Annotated in this window: 14 protein-coding genes; 5 read left to right on the top strand and 9 right to left on the bottom strand. The window is 42.4% G+C overall.

The genetic code is table 11. From position 1 onward, the window contains the following. The first annotated feature begins 15 nt into the window (after nt 1-15). Complete coding sequence (locus PTET_RS15440; protein ID WP_016899004.1) at nt 16-1,911, top strand: monovalent cation:proton antiporter-2 (CPA2) family protein; 1,896 nt, start codon at nt 16-18, stop codon at nt 1,909-1,911. Here PTET_RS15440 and PTET_RS15445 read toward each other — a convergent pair. The 6 genes from PTET_RS15445 to PTET_RS15470 all read right to left on the bottom strand — a co-directional run bounded on the left by PTET_RS15445 (nt 1,886) and on the right by PTET_RS15470 (nt 8,759). After that, nucleotides 1,886-2,614: a hypothetical protein gene (locus PTET_RS15445; protein WP_016899003.1), complete on the bottom strand. Its 729-nt coding sequence runs from the start codon at nt 2,612-2,614 to the stop codon at nt 1,886-1,888. The two genes, PTET_RS15440 and PTET_RS15445, sit on opposite strands and share 26 nt — an antisense overlap. 119 nt (nt 2,615-2,733) lie before the next feature. Further along, nucleotides 2,734-4,530: an alkaline phosphatase gene (locus PTET_RS15450; protein WP_016899002.1), complete on the bottom strand. Its 1,797-nt coding sequence runs from the start codon at nt 4,528-4,530 to the stop codon at nt 2,734-2,736. A gap of 11 nt (nt 4,531-4,541) precedes the next feature. Beyond that, nucleotides 4,542-6,131 carry an alkaline phosphatase gene (locus PTET_RS15455; RefSeq protein ID WP_016899001.1) on the bottom strand — a complete coding sequence of 530 codons (1,590 nt, stop codon included), beginning with the start codon at nt 6,129-6,131 and terminating at the stop codon, nt 4,542-4,544. Between the two features lie 186 nt (nt 6,132-6,317). Then, nucleotides 6,318-7,526: a CynX/NimT family MFS transporter gene (locus PTET_RS15460; RefSeq protein WP_016898999.1), complete on the bottom strand. Its 1,209-nt coding sequence runs from the start codon at nt 7,524-7,526 to the stop codon at nt 6,318-6,320. Nucleotides 7,527-7,604: 78 nt separating this feature from the next. Beyond that, nucleotides 7,605-8,075 carry a cyanase gene (cynS, locus tag PTET_RS15465; RefSeq protein ID WP_016898998.1) on the bottom strand — a complete coding sequence of 157 codons (471 nt, stop codon included), beginning with the start codon at nt 8,073-8,075 and terminating at the stop codon, nt 7,605-7,607. 24 nt (nt 8,076-8,099) lie between these two features. Continuing rightward, nucleotides 8,100-8,759, bottom strand: a complete 660-nt coding sequence (locus PTET_RS15470) for a carbonic anhydrase (protein WP_016898997.1) — start codon at nt 8,757-8,759, stop codon at nt 8,100-8,102. Nucleotides 8,760-8,864: 105 nt separating this feature from the next. On the opposite strand from PTET_RS15470, the gene cynR reads away from it, so the two are divergent. The 3 genes from cynR to PTET_RS15485 all read left to right on the top strand — a co-directional run bounded on the left by cynR (nt 8,865) and on the right by PTET_RS15485 (nt 11,184). After that, on the top strand, nt 8,865-9,758 hold the full coding sequence (gene cynR, locus PTET_RS15475) for a transcriptional regulator CynR (protein ID WP_016898996.1): 894 nt from the start codon (nt 8,865-8,867) through the stop codon (nt 9,756-9,758). A 100-nt stretch (nt 9,759-9,858) separates the two neighbouring features. Next, the gene (locus PTET_RS15480; protein ID WP_008112798.1) at nt 9,859-10,104 is read left to right on the top strand and encodes a DUF3297 family protein; all 246 of its coding nucleotides are present in this window, start codon (nt 9,859-9,861) and stop codon (nt 10,102-10,104) included. A 177-nt stretch (nt 10,105-10,281) separates the two neighbouring features. Continuing rightward, the gene (locus PTET_RS15485) at nt 10,282-11,184 is read left to right on the top strand and encodes a homocysteine S-methyltransferase family protein (protein WP_016898995.1); all 903 of its coding nucleotides are present in this window, start codon (nt 10,282-10,284) and stop codon (nt 11,182-11,184) included. A gap of 44 nt (nt 11,185-11,228) precedes the next feature. Here the strand turns inward: PTET_RS15485 and PTET_RS15490 are convergent, their stop codons facing one another. From PTET_RS15490 to PTET_RS15500, 3 genes are all read right to left on the bottom strand, one after another. Then, nucleotides 11,229-12,065: an alpha/beta hydrolase gene (locus tag PTET_RS15490; RefSeq protein WP_016898994.1), complete on the bottom strand. Its 837-nt coding sequence runs from the start codon at nt 12,063-12,065 to the stop codon at nt 11,229-11,231. A 73-nt stretch (nt 12,066-12,138) separates the two neighbouring features. Next, on the bottom strand, nt 12,139-12,555 hold the full coding sequence (locus PTET_RS15495; RefSeq protein ID WP_016898993.1) for a MerC domain-containing protein: 417 nt from the start codon (nt 12,553-12,555) through the stop codon (nt 12,139-12,141). After that, nucleotides 12,555-13,046, bottom strand: coding sequence for a Fur family transcriptional regulator (locus PTET_RS15500; protein ID WP_020476917.1), 492 nt, complete (start codon nt 13,044-13,046; stop codon nt 12,555-12,557). Before PTET_RS15500 ends, PTET_RS15495 begins: the two co-directional genes overlap by 1 nt. Nucleotides 13,047-13,376: 330 nt before the next feature. Here PTET_RS15500 and PTET_RS15505 point away from each other — a divergent pair, with 330 nt between their 5' ends. After that, a complete protein-coding gene (locus tag PTET_RS15505; RefSeq protein WP_096038856.1) occupies nt 13,377-15,788 on the top strand; it encodes a TonB-dependent receptor in 2,412 nt (803 codons plus the stop codon). Nucleotide 15,789 lies beyond the last annotated feature (1 nt).

A 15,789-nucleotide genomic window follows, 5' to 3' on the forward strand; every position in this document is an offset into this window, starting at 1 on the left:
TCAAGAGAGCACCCCATGCTAGAAATTGCTTTAATTTATTTAGCCGCCGCCATTGTGGCTGTTCCTATTGCCAAACGACTTGGCTTAGGATCAGTACTGGGTTATTTAATTGCTGGCATACTAATTGGTCCCTATGCATTGGGAGTCGTAGGGGATCAAACCGATGTAATGCATTTTGCCGAATTTGGCGTAGTGATGATGCTATTTTTAGTCGGACTTGAACTACAACCCTCACGACTATGGAAGCTTCGGCACTCTATTTTAGGGCTTGGTGGCTTACAGGTGGTGCTAACTGCGGCGGTTATTTTTGCCTTTTGTTATTGGTTTTTTACCATGCATTGGCAAACCGCATTGGCCATTGGTTTAATGCTGGCACTTTCTTCTACCGCGATTGTATTGCAAAGCCTCGAAGAAAAAGGCTGGTTAAAGCAAGAAGCTGGGCAAAATGCATTTTCGGTTTTATTATTTCAAGATATTGCCATTATTCCTATTTTAGCGCTACTCCCCTTACTGGCCTTTGCTGCACCAAGTAGTTCAAAACAAATTAGCGATTCAATCATTGCTGACTGGCCTGTTTGGCAACAAGTAGGCGTTTCTGTAGCTGTTATTGCCGCTATTATTGCCGGCGGTAAATATGTTTCTGCGCCACTGTTTAGATACATCGCACAAACTCACATGCGTGAAATATTCACTATTTTTGCATTGTTTTTAGTCGTGGCTATTTCGCTTGTAATGCACAGTATTGGCCTATCACCTGCTTTAGGTACTTTTTTAGCCGGTGTAGTATTGGCCGAAAGTGAATTTAGACACGAATTAGAAGCCGACATAGAGCCCTTTAAAGGCCTATTGCTAGGACTATTTTTTATCACTGTAGGGGCTTCAATTAATTTTGAGCTATTATTTAATCAATTTAGTACCGTGGTTGCTTTAGTTGCCTTATTAATTGTCATTAAAGCCTGCATTTTGTTTGCCCTTGCTGTCACATTTAAAATTAGCTCAAAGCAAAAACTATTGTTTACATTGGCACTAGCACAAGGTGGTGAATTTGCTTTTGTACTTTTAAGCGTGACCACCACATTAAGTATTTTAACCCCAGAACAAACCAGTCTAGTGACCTTAGTGGTTGCGGTATCTATGTTGATAGCTCCTTTATTACTGATGCTGTATGAGCAAATACAAAAACGCAGTAGTAGCACTAAGCCTGAGTTTGATAAACCAGAACAAATAAATACCGCTAAACACGTAATTATTGCGGGCTATGGCCGCTTTGGGCAAATTATGGGACGTTTATTACATGCACAAGGCTACGAAATTACCGTACTTGATCACAGCCCAAGCCAAATAGAACTGCTGCGCCGCTTTGGTAACACCGTATTTTACGGTGATGCTGCTCGCCAAGAACTGCTTGAAGCCGCAGGCGCGCATACTGCACAAATGCTGGTTGTTGCGATTGATAACCCAGATAAAACCATTGAAATTATTAAGCTGGCACATAAAAACTACCCACAATTAAAAATAGTGGCGCGCGCAATCGATCGTCGCCATGCGTATCAACTACTGAATCTAAAAGTGGATGCGTTTAACCGCGAAACCGTCGACTCAGCCATTAACTTAGCCATAGAATCACTGCAGCTACTTGGCAATAGCAAAGAAGACGCTGAGCGTGCTGGTAAATTATTTAGGGATCATGACCGTGCATCTGTGTTACAACTTTCTGAGCTTTGGGGAGATGATGCCAGCTACGGCGTTGCAGTACGCCAACGTATGGAAGATTTAAAACAGGTATTACAGCAAGATAAGCAAGCACAGCAAAATTTAAATACCTGTGATGCCAACGATTATGAAAATGGCTTAACAGAAGACTCTGCTAAGCCCAAAAAACGACCTAATGATGATGTCCACCTTGAATAGCCTCACCTTGAGGATTATAAAAACCGGTGGCGCCGTGCTCTATAAAGCCTAGGTTAATCATTTTTGCTAAAAATGGGTCGCTTTCGTTATCGCCAATGTCGGCATAGTCGGTGGTTTGAAAGTTATCCCATTTTGCAAACTGAGCCTTAATAGCTGGTGTGTCATTTTGCACCGCGTCTAAGCTAAGTGACATGCTTGCTTTATTCGCTAGGTTACTAATGCTAAATGTTTTTACCAGTTTTGAATGGGTAAAAAATGCCAAGTTATACTGAGAGTTATTTTCTTCTAAGCTGTAATTTTTTATTTCGTTGCAGCCTTCACCTTCAGTGCTCACTAATGTCATTTTTTCAATAAGATGATTATCTACCAGCTGTACTTTTGCACTCCAGTTTTGCACTCCTTGCACCTCTGAGGGCTGATATTCAATACCGCGCTGCTGCGCATTAAAATAACGAATAGGCCGTATTTGATTGTTGCTCGTATGCTGCCAAAGCTCTGTTATAACTTGGCTTTGGTGCGCCACTTGTTGCTCATTTCGCCAAAGGGCGAGAGTTTGGCTGTTTTCCTTATTATTTTTAAGCGTTTGTGGAGCCTTATTAATAATAGTGTAAGTGGCTTTTAATACCTGTGGATTTATATCGCACTGCTCAGCAAAGCTGCTTGCGCTAAATAATGCGCTCATTATTAAAAATACTTTTTTCATTGGGCTATCTCTTTAGTTAATCGCTTTTAGCTTAATTGCCTTTAACATAACCAAAAATAATGGCAGTTTAATGACATAAAAAACCCGCACAGTGTGCGGGTTGTTTTATATCGCAAGGTTTATTGCGCTACTTTTTCATCCGCGGCTTTTACAAAGTCAGCGGCAAAGTCCATAACATGGAATAAAAAGCTTTGCTCATTAGTACCTGTTACTAAATGCGCCCCTGGGCCCATTGCATACACACCTACATCTTCGCCTGCGTGAGTTTCTGATGATAGTGGCACAAGTGCCTCTTGGTGAAAACCTGGCGTTGTTGTATCAACATTACTTAAATCAACACGCCCTGTAACGGGTGCTGCTAAGTAAGATGCATCAGCATCGGTTTCTGCACCTAGGTCTCTGTAGCCTAAACCATTAGTGTAACCAACTGTAGTATAAGGCATATCGTCGGCAGCAAGGCTGGGCTCTGTTTGCCCTACACCAACCACTTTACCTAAAATTGGGTTACCGCGTTTAGGGTAGCCCGCAATGGTAAATACGTGACTGTGATCGGCTGTCACTACAATTAGCGTCTCTTCTGGGTTGGTGTTTTCCATCGCTACTTTTACTGCTTTAGCCAGCTCTACAGTATCGTTCAGTGCGTTGTATGCATTACCCGCATGATGCGCGTGGTCAATACGACCCGACTCAACCGTTAAGAAAAAGCCTTTATCGTTGTTATCAAGCACATCAATCGCTTTTTCGGTCATTTGTGATAATGAAGGCTCGCCTGCAATATCATTGCCACGGTCGGCTTCGTATTGCATGTGAGATTCATTAAATAAACCAAATACACGCTCAGTTGTGGTTGCATCAATCGCAGCAAAACCCGCTTGATCCATCACATAAGCCCCATTTGGATATTGCGTTTTCCACTCGGCGGTTAAGTCGCGATTATCTGTACGATCGCCCTCTACAGCACTAACTGCGTCAGCAGAGTTAAACGCGGCATCTTTTGGTAAAAAGTGACGACGCCCGCCACCCATAACCACTTCAATTCCGTCTACATCAATACCACTAAAACGTGCTTCTAGGTTCTTTTCAAAGTTAACCAGCTGTGAGGCAATATCTTCACAATTAGCTGACTCAGAAGCAGGCATATCTGAAATATCTTCCCAGTTACGGTCTGCCGATTTAGCGTAGGTTGCCGCAGGTGTTGCATGGGTAATACGTGCAGTAGAAACAATACCCGTAGACTTACCGGCAATCTCAGCCAGCTCTAATGACGTAACAAGCTCATGTCCTTTGCCTGATGCACAACTACCACGTTCAACCGCTTCGTCTATACCAATTACACCCACATCGGTTTTTACACCTGAGGCCATTGCCGTCATTGTACCGGCAGAATCTGGCGTTTGTGCATCCACGTTATAGGTTTTTACAAACCCAGAGTACGGCATGGTTTCAAAGCTTAATTGGTGATCTTCACCCATTTCACCCTGTAATTGCCCCGCTAAAATACGGGCAGCTGTCACAGTAGAAATACCCATTCCATCGCCAACAAACAAGATCACATTTTTAGCTTTACCCGATTCAGTTACCACTTTACTTGCAGCATCTTGCGCGCCGGCGAGCTTAGTTTGTGCATCACTAAACCATACGTTATTGCTAAGAGACGCCAGCTGCTCGCTCGTTAATGAGGTGGCTGGGTCGTTACAGACTAAGTTAGTGTGCGTTACTTCGTTGCTCTCTAATTGCCCGTTTGTATTGGTATCAACACCGCTTTGTGTTTCTACGCCGCCATTGATACATTGTGCTGAGCCTACAGCAATTGGGAGATCGACCGCTAAAATATTATTGCTGTTTTTGTCGTCATCACTCGAACACCCCGTTAATGCGACCATTACTGCTAAAGAAAGTACTGTTAATTTATTCATGTGAGCCGCCATTATTGCTGAGTTAGTTCAAGAGCTTGATTAATTAAATGAAATACAACGTTTTGCTCAATAACACCTTGAGCTAGGTGAGCACCCGGTCCGGTTGCATGCAGTGAAATATCTTCACCTGCGTGTGTTTCAGAGCTCAGTGGTACCGTGGTTTCTTGGTGAAAACCTGGCGTTGTTGTATCAACACCATTTAGCTCAACACGTCCTGCAACCGCAGCTGTTTCATAGCTTGCGTCCGCATCCGTTTCATCGATTAAGTTTCTAAAACCGAGGCCATTTGCATAACCTACTGTGGTGTATGGCATGTTATCAGCAGCTAGCGTTGGTGTAGTTTGCCCTACAGCAACCACCTTACCTAAAATTGGGTTACCACGTTTAGGGTAACCTGCAATAGTAAATACATGGCTATGGTCGGCAGTAACTAAAATAAGGGTTTCTTCTGGATTGGTGTTATCAACGGCAGCTTGTACTGCTTTTGCAAATTCAATGGTGTCATTAAGTGCATTATATGCGTTACCCGCATGGTGAGCATGGTCAATGCGCCCCGACTCAACCGTTAAGAAAAACCCTTTTTCGTTTTTACCCAGTACATCAATGGCTTTGGTGGTCATCTCGGTAAGTGAAGGCTCGCCTGCTATATCGTTGGCACGGTCAGCTTCGTATTGCATGTGCGATTCGTTAAATAAACCAAATACTTTAGTGGCGTCATCGGCAATGCTATTAAAACCGGCTTCATCCATCACATAAGTGCCATTTGGATACTGTGTTTGCCACTCAGTAACAAGGTTACGCTCATCGGTACGATCGCCTTCTACGGCGCTCATAGCGTCAGTAGAATTTGCCGCGGCCTCTTTTGGTAAAAAGTGACGACGGCCGCCACCCATTACAAAATCTAAGCCATCAACATCGGTTCCGACAAAGCGTGCTTCTAGGTTTTTTTCAAAATTAACCAGCTGTGAGGCAATATCTTCACAGCCAGCATTAACAGCCGCTTCGGGCATGTCTGAGATATCTTCCCAGTTGCGATCAGCCGATTTAGCATAGGTTGCCGCAGGCGTTGCATGGGTAATGCGGGCAGTAGAGATAATTCCTGTTGCTAGGCCTTTAATTTCAGCAAGTTCAGTGGCTGTAAGTAACTCATTACCAGCCACCGTTGAGCACTCACCGCGCTCAATATCTTCATCAACACCAATAACACCCACATCGGTTTTTACACCTGAGATCATGGCCGTCATGGTGCCTGCAGAGTCTGGCGTTTGTGCATCCACATTATAGGTTTTAACTTGCGCAGAGTAAGGGAACTGCTCAAAGCTTAAATAGCCTTCTTCGCCAAGCTGATTATTGCGTTGACCTTGTAAAATACGCGCTGCGGTTAAGGTAGAAATACCCATGCCATCGCCTACAAATAAAATAACATTTTTAGCTTTAGTGTTTTTAATTGCCTGCGCTTGCGTTGTTTTTGTTGTTAGTTTTGCTTGGGCAGCGCTGTACCAGCTGCTGTCTTTTTGACTTTGCGGTAAAACATTGGCATGACTAACGGCACTAAACGCACAGGTTAGTGCGATTGCCGCAGCAACTTTTTTAATTTTCATCCGTAATTCCCATTATGTAGTGGTTATTTTTAAAAGTGTGAACACAAAAAACATCAACCGCTGTACTCTAAAAAAGAGTTATGACTAATAAAGGTAATTTTGATGAAGAAAAAATGACGGTGGCAATAAAGCGCAGAAAAAGTGAAAGGATATGGGATTTAAAAAAGCTTAAACCCCATTAAATAGTTAATGAGTAATATTTATTGCTTTTGCATACGTTGCAGGAGCAAAGCGGGTGGTCATAAACAGCATTGCAATTAGCGTTATTACCAACATAAACCAAGATGCTTGATAGCGTGCAGTAACATCGAGTAAAACACCTGCTATATAAGGCACGATAGCGGTAATAATAAAGCCAACACCTTGGACAAACGCAGTGAGTACACCTGCCAATTTTGGATTAGACAAGTGATCGAGCGCCACGGTGAGTGTTAGCGAAAAACAAGCACCTAAACCACACCCTATCATCCCCACCCAAACGTTCATCATAGAATCGGGCATCAATATTAATCCTATAAAACCTATTAGCTGAATCGCAACAGCAAAAAATAACCAAGGTCGCCTGTCTAAGCGGTTTGCTGAAAGTACCGGTGCGCCCAATGCACCAATTACCTGAAAAACAGTCATAACGCCAATAAGCTCCCCACTATTTTGTGCACTCCATCCTAAATCCTGAGCGTAACTAGGTAACCAAGCAATCATGCACGCGTAGCCGCCATTAGCGAATCCAAAATAGGCAGCAAGTAACCATGCTCGCTGGTTAAAAAATAAATTAAGCTTAATACTGTTATGCTTTGCGTCCATCGGCTCCTGCGGCCTTAACCACCAAAGCAACAGAGCAATAACAGGAATAATAAGCCACACTCCAAGCCCTGCTTGCCAACTGCCATAGTGCACCGCCACCCGCGGCGTTAATATTGCAGCTATACCACCGCCTGCCATAAGTGAGGCAGAATATACCCCCATAGCTAAAGGAACTCGCTGTGGATACCAACGTTTAACCACTCCTGGAGCCATCGCTTGCACTATTGCAATGCCTGTACCGCCTAATAGCGCACTGATTATTAACGCCCAACCACTGCCAAGCCACAAACGCCAAAAACCAGCTAATGCAATTGCAAACAATCCACCAGCAATCCACGCATTTTCACTTAAATAACGCCCAAGCCAAGGAAGTAATAATGGAAACACGCCCATACAAAACATAGGGAGTACGGTTAACAAAGACGCCCCTTGTAAACCAAGCCCAGTGCTTAAACGAATTTCTTCAAGTAATGGGCCGGTAGAGGTAAGCGTGGGTCGTAAGGTCATTGCGAGCACAGCAATGATTAACATTGGCCAAAAAAGCGAAAGCGCCGATGCATAAGAAGAAGTAGAAGTGCTGTGATTACTCATCAATAAAAACCATCCTTAATAACCAAAAAAAGCCGGCGCTTAGCGCCGACTGTTTATATAAAAAGTATTATAAAACGTTTAGAAAGGCTTGTAAGGTAAGAACTTACCATCAAGCGTAATTACAGCACGTGAGCCACCTTCAGGATCTTCAACTTTTTTCATATCTACTTTAAAATTAATTGCACTAATAATACCGTCGCCAAACTGCTCATGAACTAATGCCTTAAACGTTGTACCGTATACTTGCATCATTTCATAAAAACGGTAAATAGTCGGATCAGTTGGCATATTGTTTTCGACACTACCACGTAGTGGAATAGCTTTAAGTAACTCAACCGCACTTGCATCAAGGCCCAGCGTTTGTGCCACTTTTTCAGCGACCTCTGCAGGCAATGGGTGCTGGCCTAATAAAGCCGCCGTCACGTAAACGTCGCTTAAACCTGTGCCCTCTGCAATTTGTTCAAACGACAGATTTTTTTCTGCTTTTGCAGCAATAATTATATCGGTTAATGCTAGGCGCGCCGTGTTGCTCACTTGAGATTGGATCATAATAGTACCTCTTACAATGGTTGGTTAAACAGCTACAGGAAGCTGAATTGGATATGCACGAACATCGGTATGTTCGGCAAGGGAAACAAACGTATTCGTTGCGCCATTTAAAGCTTCAATGCCGCCAGATTCGATATCATAAACCCAGCCATGTAATGCCAAGCGACCTTCGCCAAGCGCAAGACGCACCGATGGATGGGTTTTAATGTTTTCAAGTTGTGCGATAACGTTTTCGCGTACCATAGCTTCAATGCGCTCACGTTCATTTGCGTGATTGCGCGCTTCATTGACAATGCGAGCTGAGTCGGCGTAACGCAGCCAACTGCCAACAGCAGGCATGTTATCCATGCACTTACAGGTTGCTATTGCCGTCATTGCTCCGCAATCAGAATGGCCGCAAATAACCACATCGGTTACTTGCAGTGCAGTAACTGCATATTCAACTGATGCAGAAACCCCGCCAGGCTCAGGCCCGTAAGATGGGACGATGTTTCCGGCATTGCGAATAACAAATAATCCACCAGGTTCACGTTGTGTTACGAGCTCAGGCACTAAACGACTATCAGAACATGAAATAAACAAAGTCCGTGGATTTTGCTTAGTAGCCAAATTTTTAAATAAATCGGCACGCTCTGGGTATGCATCACTTTGAAACTTTAAAAAACCTTCAATGATATCTTTCATAACGGGTGTCTCTATATTATCGATGAGATGAATATTACGCCCGCTTTTTAATAAGGTAAAAGACTGGTATATTATGATACCGATAAGAAATACTTATAGTTAGCTATGATACTTCGCCACATCAATTACTTTTTGGCCGTTGCCAAGCACAAAAACTTCACCAAAGCAGCAGCGTCCTTATATGTGTCTCAACCTGCGTTGTCGCAACAAATTAAACAGCTTGAAGAAACCCTCGGTGCACCTTTATTTGACCGCTCAGGGCGCAGCGTAAAGTTAACCGATGCGGGTGAGGTATATGCTCGTTATGCACACAGAGCCTTGCAGGATTTAGAAGAAGGTAAGCGGGCGATTCATGATGTACAAAACCTCAGCCGAGGTTCATTGCGAGTGGCTATTACGCCGACGTTTACTACTTATTTTATTGGGCCATTAGTCAACGCATTTCATCAGCACTACCCCAACATCACCTTAAGCATGGAAGAAATGTCGCAAGAACGCATGGAAAATCGTTTGTTAGATGATGAGTTTGATGTAGGTATAGCCTTTGAAGGCAACCATAGTGCAGACATACACGCCCAAACTTTATTACAAGAGACACTCGCTTTAGTAGTAAATAAACACCATGCTTTAGCTAGCAAACACCGTATTGACCTGAGCACTTTAAATGAACAATCACTGGTGCTGCTCAGTAATGAGTTTGCAACTCGCGAACAAATTGAACGTCATTGTCGCCAACACAAGGTGCAGCCTAATGTACTTATGGAAGCCAATTCACTCAGTGCCGTTATTGAAATAGTGCGCCATACACAACTAGCTACTTTGCTTCCCTCTAACATAGCGAGTAAACACGAAGAGTTAGTTGCCATTACTCTTGCACCTTCATTATTAAAACGTACCGCGGTGTTACTACAGCGACAAGATGCTTACCAAAGTGCCGCAACAGCCGCTTTTATAGAGCTGGCTCACAGCACCGCTGAGGCAATAAGCTCAAACATATAACGATAAAACTAAAAGCCGCTCAGTTTATGAATGTCGTGCTTGAGCATAAGCCAGCTATTGCCTACAATAGCGCATAATTAATTCAACGCAGATCACCAATATGACTGATACAAACAAACCAGAATTACCAAATCAACTGTCTATCAACCCACGTAGCAAATTTTATGTAGAAGAAGTATTTGAGCATGAAATCGGTATTACACTTAACGGTAAAGAGCGTTTTGACGTTGAAGAATACTGCATCAGCGAAGGTTGGATAAAAGTAGCGGCACCTAAAGCGCTAGACCGTCGCGGCCAGCCATTACTTATGAAAGTAAAAGGCACTGTAGAAGCGTTTTACAAGTAATTGCTTACTTGTAAAAAGAAAAGCGACACCTTACTGGGTAGTCGCTTTTTTTGTGCCTTTTAAAAACAGCTTTAACATGTTGAACTTTTTTCATACTCAACCTGATGAAGTTTCATTATGAATTTTCAAAAAGTATGTTTGAATAGCCTTAATTATTTAGACGTATAGAAGTCCATTATGAGTAGGTTAACAATATTAGATGGCGGCATGGGTCGTGAACTTAAACGCATGGGCGCGCCATTTTCACAGCCACTTTGGAGTGCACAAGCTTTAATAGAAGCACCGCAATACGTAACTCAAGCGCATCAAGCTTTTATAAATGCGGGGGCAGAAATTATTACGGTAAATAGCTATGCGTGTGTCCCCTTTCATTTAGGTGAAACGCTTTACCAAGCACAAGGTGCAGCACTTGCACAGCAAGCTGCTGTAATTGCAAAAAAAGCAGCTCAAAACACTAATCAAAACGTGCTAGTTGCGGGTTCATTGCCACCCGCATTTGGATCGTACCGTGCTGATTTTTTCCAAAGTGAACGCGCATTTACTATTTTAAATACCCTGTATAAAGCACAAGACGAATATGTCGATGTTTGGATTGGTGAAACCATATCAAACATTGCAGAAGCGCGGGTTATGGCAAGGGTGCTTAAGAATTCAAACAAACCATGTTATTACGCATTTACCTTAAATGATGAAGTAAGCGAACAAGCGACATTGCGCTCTGGTGAATTAGTATCCGACGCTATCTTAGCATTACTCGAACATAATATAGCGGGCATATTCTTTAACTGCTCTATCCCTGAGGTTATTGAACAAGCGCTACGCGACACTAATCGCGTACTAAAACAGCAGAATAAAAATGTTGATTTAGGGGTCTTTGCAAATGGTTTTACACCAATCGCCAGCGATTATAAAGCCAATGAAGGCTCGCAAGGTTACCGCGACTTATCACCCGCTGAGTATGTAGCGTTTGCAAAGCAATGGCATAGCCTAGGCGCGACAATTATTGGCGGCTGCTGTGGTATTGGCCCCGAATTCATAGCAGCGCTGGTAAAGTGGAAAAGCGATATTAAAGCGCTTTAATATCGCTTATTTAACTACAAAAGTATCGAGAACCCCTTTTGAGCTTATTGACTGCTTCCCAATACCCAATCGAGCCCTTGTATTGCGGTGGTTGGGAATGCGGTTGCATGCTGTGCTCCCTCAATAACAACACTTTTTAATTTTATATTTTCACTATTGAGCGCATTAATTTTTTTTACAAGTTGCGCAGCGCCTTCAACCATATTTTGCCCTTCACCAAAGGCTGGCGTTTCCTTTGCCCCAACAGATACATAAACCTTTATTGGCATTTGGGGCTTATTCGCTTTTAACGCTAGCAGTGCATTGTTATCAAACCAAACCGACGGGCTGCCAATAATATAATTGCTAAATAAATCAGGTGCTGTAAATAAAATAGTGGCGCCAAATAAGCCGCCTAGCGAGTTACCTATATACGTTCTTTGCGTGTTGCTTGCTCGGTAATTTTTTTCGATAAAAGTAAATACCGTACTTTGCAAAAACGTAGCGTGCCCTTTGGCATTACCCGTTTGCTTCTTCCAATTTTGAGTCTGAGTCGGTGTGTAATCCCTAATTCGACTATTAGATCCTCTCGAGCCTTTTTCATAGCCAATCGCCACAATAATAGCCTGTTGCACTTTGCCGCTATTCATAGGAAACCGTGTAGCCCCTGCCACTATAGGAAACGTGTACGGCGCATCGGTTAAGTAAATAACTGGATATGTTTTATTAGGCTCCTTTGCATATGACTTAGGTAGCTGAATAAAAATAGGATACACCCGCTTGGTAACAGGATCGGTGAGTTCAATAACACTGCTTCTAGGGATTTCGTAAGGGGTATTTGCGCTTAATTTAAAACAGATGAAAACACAAAGTAACAGCAAAAGCTTTAAAGCAGTATTCACTAAATTAGTTTACCTAAAAAACGATATTTATAATTACAATGCCACATAGTCGCTATGTTTAACACTGGCAGTGTTAAACAAGTTGGTCTGATTTATCACCTGAACAGCGGCATTTTTCGTTATTTTTTTTAAAACACTGTTGGTAGTTAAACCAATGGGCTAATGCGATAAAAGCGGAGCCAATTAAAGTGAGTGCTTTTTCGGCCTCTTCGTAACCTAGCAATACTGCAATTATCAAAAAAGCTAAACCAACAACTCCACACGCCATATAACGTGTACGTTTGTGCTTTTTACAGCCTAAGCTCAAAGCTAATAAGCTTGTTGGTAATACTGCAGCAAGAACCCATAAGTGAAACTGTTCACCATTTATTTGTAGTACAGCAAAGCTTGGCAACAGCGCTAAAATAACCGGTGTTGCAAAACAATGCACCGTGCACATTAACGAAAGCCCAATGGCAAACTTGTCTGCTGTCGTTTGAGTCAGCTTCATTATTTATCCTTCTTTTTAATTGTGTTAGCGGTACTTTGCTGGCACCCAAAACAAACACCTGAGATTTCTAATTGCGAAGTTGCTGGCGTAAACCCTTTCATTTTCAGTTCCCTAAACAAAGATTTAACCGAATTGTTAAGGTCATTCACCTCACTTGCTTTATTACAAGAGCTACAAATTAAAAACATCGATAGTTGATGCTCTCTATCATCATTAACGTAACTGCACGGTATAAACTTATTTTCTAACTTTAATCTATGTACCAGACCTACCGACTCTAAAAAACCTAATATCCGATAAACGGACATTGCCAAAATCGGTGTATTTATTTGCTTATTAAATTGATCTGTTAACTCATAAGCAGACAAAGGTTTATTTGCTTGCAATAGAATTTCAAATACCTGCTGGCGTTTTGGCGTTAATTTTTTTTCAGAGGCTTCACATCTTTTTATCGCAAAACCCATCATCTCTTTAAATTGCTGCTTATTCATATTACCCACTCTAATGTAGTGGGCTGATGTTTTAACTTTGCCATCCTTGTTGCTCAATGCCTCCGCTGTGGTTTTACCTAAAAATTTATTAACTAGAGCTAAATAAATGTAACAACTAACTTTTGCTTTACAGCAAACAGATCCCCCACGAACAACACCTAAACAATGACAGAAACACTTAAAGTACTGAATTTAAATAAATTTAATTTAAATTATGTAGATGAAGCAGCCAAATTATATATCCTGAGTGATTTTTAGTTAATTAACTATTGATACAATATAACATTTCAAGCACAATTGATACAATATAACATTCGTAAAGGAATTCAAATGACACGAAAATCTCAATTAGCTTTGTTTATAGCAGCCCTACTACCAACAAATGCACTTGCAAATACCATAGAAGGTGTTGTTCTAAACAACCAAGGTAAAGTGGTGACCAACGCAACTGTAGAAGTTGAAGGCTCAGATATAACAGCAGTAACAGATGCAAGCGGTAAGTTCGTAATAACTGATTTAAAAAGTGGTTTAAAAGAACTTCATATTACCGCCCCTGGTTATGCCCATCTGCATCGAGATATCACATTTAGTGATGATAAAAGCCAGTCAATTACCTTTAACTTAGAACGTTCACCCATTGAAGTAATTGATATTGAAGCGACGCCTATTCACATGTCGGCAATGGAATCCTCGTCTCCCGTTAGCGTGTTATCTGGCGAACAATTAAGACGGCAGCAAGCTGCAACCCTTGGCGATAGCCTTGAAAAACTCCCGGGGGTTAATACTAACTTTCATGCAAAAGTAGCCAGTACACCTATTATTCGTGGCTTAAGCGGGCCGCGTGTTCTAATTACTCAAAATGGTCTTGATGTCAGTGATGTTTCGCGCGTTGGCCCTGATCACTCCGTTGCATCAGAGGCATCAACCGCAAAACAAATCGAAGTATTACGTGGCCCTGCCACATTATTTTATGGCAGCGGCGCCATTGGTGGTGTGGTTAATGTAGTTGATAATCGGGTGCCTACCGACAGCACAACTCGCGGCGAATGGAACCTTGAGCACAACTCTGTTGATAATCAAAAAGTAGCCTCGTTTAACGCCACTACAGGAACTGATTCTTTTGCATTTTATGCCGACGCCTTTTGGCGTGAAGCCGATGACTATGAAATACCCGTGGCCGCTGAATTAGCCCATGATGACCATAACCATGAAGAACATAGTGGCGATTACACCGTTGCAAATAGTAATGAAGAGTCTGACGGCTTTACCTTAGGTACTAGCTATCTATTTGATCAAGGTTTTGTAGGTATAGCTGTTGAGCAATTTAATCGTCAATACGGCATTCCAGGCCACACCCATGGTGGCGAAGATGTTAATAGCGCTGAGGAAAGCGTATATGCCGACTTAGAGCAAACTAAAGTGCAGTTGCTAGGTGAATATAACCTTGATAACAAATGGCTTAATAGAGTAAACCTGCGCGCAGGTTTTACAGATTACGAACATGCTGAAATTGAACATGGCGCAGTGGGTACCACGTTTGAAAATGAAACCAATGAGTTACGCGTAGACTTAATGCATAACCCGTTTGCGCAGTGGAATGGTGGTTTGAGCTTTCATTACAAACACAGTGATGTTGAAGCGCAAGGCTCAGAGGCATTCACACCACCGTCACAAACACAAAGCTTTGCTATAGCACTGATGGAAGAAAAACACTTTGGTGACTTTTTAGTGCAATTAGGTGGCCGAGTTGAACGGGTAACCATCGATGCTGATAACGTGTTACTACCTAACATTGATGCACACGCACACCATGACACCGATGTTCATGACGATCATGCTCATGAAGAACATGCCGGCAATACTCGCGTATTTGACGTAGAACAAGAATTCACTCCTGTCAGTTTATCAACAGGTGTCGTGTGGGATTTTGCACCTAGCTACAACTTGGGTTTATCGGTATCTCGTTCTGAGCGCGCTCCTTCGGTGTCGGAGCTATTATCATTCGGCCCTCACATTGGAACTGGTACTTATGAAGTAGGCGCACTATTTGATATTCATGAAGACGGCCATTTTGGTTTATCTGAGCAAGCGCTTGACCTAGAAACAGCAAACAATATTGATTTAACGTTTCGTAAAACCCAAGGTGATATCGGTTTCATTCTTAATGCTTTCTACAACCAAGTAGACAATTATTATTACCAAATCGACACAGGCCTATACGCCGAAAGCGGCCACGACCATGGTGATGAGCATAATCATGACCACGGTGACGAGCATGATCACTCATCTGAACTCCCAGTTTATTTATTTAAAACAGATGACGTAATTTTGCATGGCTTTGAAGCCCAATTTGCATGGCAGTTAACCGATGAGTTTAAAGTTGATTTATTCTCAGATTACGTTCGCGCCCGCCTTAAAGACGGTGGCGATTTACCCCGTACACCACCATTGCGATTCGGTACTGAGTTTAGCTATCAAACAGAAAAGCTAAGTGCGCACCTTCACGTAACTCGTTATCAAGATCAAGACCGTACCGCGCCAGAAGAAACAACCACAAACGGCTACACCATGATTGATGCGAGCGTTTCATATGACTTATCAGTGCTAAATCAAGATATGTCCGTGTATCTACGAGGCACTAACTTAACAGACACAGAAGCTCGCGTGCATAGCTCATTTTTAAAGAATATAGCGCCACGTCCAGGTCGTAGCTTTGCGTTAGGTATTCGCGGTTATTTTTAAG

The organism is Pseudoalteromonas tetraodonis, assembly GCF_002310835.1.
Taxonomy (GTDB): Bacteria; Pseudomonadota; Gammaproteobacteria; order Enterobacterales; family Alteromonadaceae; genus Pseudoalteromonas; species Pseudoalteromonas tetraodonis.

Coding starts and splice junctions, on each gene's coding strand:
- PTET_RS15440 (WP_016899004.1), top strand. CDS start 16: ATGCTAGAAATTGCTTTAATTTATTTAGCCGCCGCCATTGTGGCTGTT.
- PTET_RS15445 (WP_016899003.1), bottom strand. CDS start 2,614: ATGAAAAAAGTATTTTTAATAATGAGCGCATTATTTAGCGCAAGCAGC.
- PTET_RS15450 (WP_016899002.1), bottom strand. CDS start 4,530: ATGAATAAATTAACAGTACTTTCTTTAGCAGTAATGGTCGCATTAACG.
- PTET_RS15455 (WP_016899001.1), bottom strand. CDS start 6,131: ATGAAAATTAAAAAAGTTGCTGCGGCAATCGCACTAACCTGTGCGTTT.
- PTET_RS15460 (WP_016898999.1), bottom strand. CDS start 7,526: ATGAGTAATCACAGCACTTCTACTTCTTCTTATGCATCGGCGCTTTCG.
- cynS (WP_016898998.1), bottom strand. CDS start 8,075: ATGATCCAATCTCAAGTGAGCAACACGGCGCGCCTAGCATTAACCGAT.
- PTET_RS15470 (WP_016898997.1), bottom strand. CDS start 8,759: ATGAAAGATATCATTGAAGGTTTTTTAAAGTTTCAAAGTGATGCATAC.
- cynR (WP_016898996.1), top strand. CDS start 8,865: ATGATACTTCGCCACATCAATTACTTTTTGGCCGTTGCCAAGCACAAA.
- PTET_RS15480 (WP_008112798.1), top strand. CDS start 9,859: ATGACTGATACAAACAAACCAGAATTACCAAATCAACTGTCTATCAAC.
- PTET_RS15485 (WP_016898995.1), top strand. CDS start 10,282: ATGAGTAGGTTAACAATATTAGATGGCGGCATGGGTCGTGAACTTAAA.
- PTET_RS15495 (WP_016898993.1), bottom strand. CDS start 12,555: ATGAAGCTGACTCAAACGACAGCAGACAAGTTTGCCATTGGGCTTTCG.
- PTET_RS15500 (WP_020476917.1), bottom strand. CDS start 13,046: ATGAATAAGCAGCAATTTAAAGAGATGATGGGTTTTGCGATAAAAAGA.
- PTET_RS15505 (WP_096038856.1), top strand. CDS start 13,377: ATGACACGAAAATCTCAATTAGCTTTGTTTATAGCAGCCCTACTACCA.